The sequence below is a fragment of the Mycobacterium sp. E2238 genome (assembly GCF_001672665.1).
GTDB lineage: Bacteria > Actinomycetota > Actinomycetes > Mycobacteriales > Mycobacteriaceae > Mycobacterium.
Window position 1 is genome coordinate 1 of record NZ_LZKF01000010.1, and the last position, 1,247, is coordinate 1,247.

Here is a 1,247-nt window from a genome sequence, read left to right on the forward strand (position 1 = left end):
AGGTGTTTGACTTCGGGGCGTTACCGCCGGAGGTTAATTCCGGTCGGATGTATGCGGGTCCGGGTTCGGGGCCGTTGATGGCGGCGGCGGCGGCGTGGGATGAGATTGCTGCTGAGGTGGCTGCGGCGGCCAGTGGGTATAGCTCGGTGGTTACGGAGTTGACGTCGGGGCCGTGGGTGGGTCCGGCGGCGTCGTCGATGGTGTCGGCGGTGGTGCCGTATGTGAATTGGTTGGGTGCGGTGGCGGGGTTGGCCGAGGACACGGCCAGTCAGGGGCGCGCGGCGGCGGCGGCGTTTGAGGCGGCGTTTGCGATGACGGTGCCCCCGCCGGTGATTGCGGCTAATCGGGTGTTGTTGGCGACGTTGATCGCGACGAATTTCTTTGGCCAGAACACCCCGGCGATCATGGCGACGGAGGCCCAGTACATGGAGATGTGGGCCCAAGACGCGGCGGCGATGTATGGCTATGCGGCGGCCTCGGCGACGGCGTCGGCGTTGGCGCCCTTTGAGCCCGCGCCGAATACCACCGCCCCTGAGGGGGTGGCCGATCAGGCGTTGGCGCTGACCCAGGCCGCCCAGCAGCCCGCGGGCAACACCGCCCAGACCGTGGCCTCGAGCACCTCGCAGCTGGCGAGCACGCAGCTGGTCACCACCGCGGCGCCCCAGGTGACCGCGACGTCGACCCAGCCGGGTCCGTTGACCTGGTTGACCAATGCGATTCAGGGCTTGCAGACGGGGTTGCCCACGCCGACCAACAACTATCTGGGGCTCAATCCGACCTTGTACACGGTGATCCTCAAGCAGACCTCGGGTCTGGCCTATTTCTCCAACGGTATCCCGGCGTTTTGGTCGCAGCTGGCGCAGCAGTTGGTGTCGGGTCCGGGTGGTAGCACGGCCGGTGCCGGTGGTGCGTGGTATCCCACGCCGCAGTTCGCCCAGTTGGGCCTGGGCAACCTGGGCAGCCTGAGCAGCAGCGTTTCGGCCGGTGCCGGGCAGGCCGCCCAAGTCGGGGGTTTGTCGGTGCCCCAGCAGTGGGCCACGCTGACCTCGGCGGTCAGCCCGGCCAACGCCGAGGCCGAGGCCCTTCCCGTGCAGACCGCCGGGGCCACCGCCAGCCCGCCGGGCAACGCCCTGCTGCGCGGCATGCCCACCGGCGTCATGGGCCGACGCGCCGGCGCCGCCGCGGGCTACTCCCACAAATACGGCTTCCGCTACAGCGTCCTAACCCGCCCACCCTCAGCCGGATAG

The 1,247-nt window shown here is 69.3% G+C and carries 1 protein-coding gene; it reads left to right on the forward strand.

Annotation, left to right across the window (positions count from 1 at the left end; translation table 11 throughout):
* Window positions 1-2: 2 nt before the first annotated feature.
* The gene (locus tag A5711_RS00775; RefSeq protein WP_067943121.1) at window positions 3-1,247 is read left to right on the forward strand and encodes a PPE family protein; all 1,245 of its coding nucleotides are present in this window, start codon (window positions 3-5) and stop codon (window positions 1,245-1,247) included.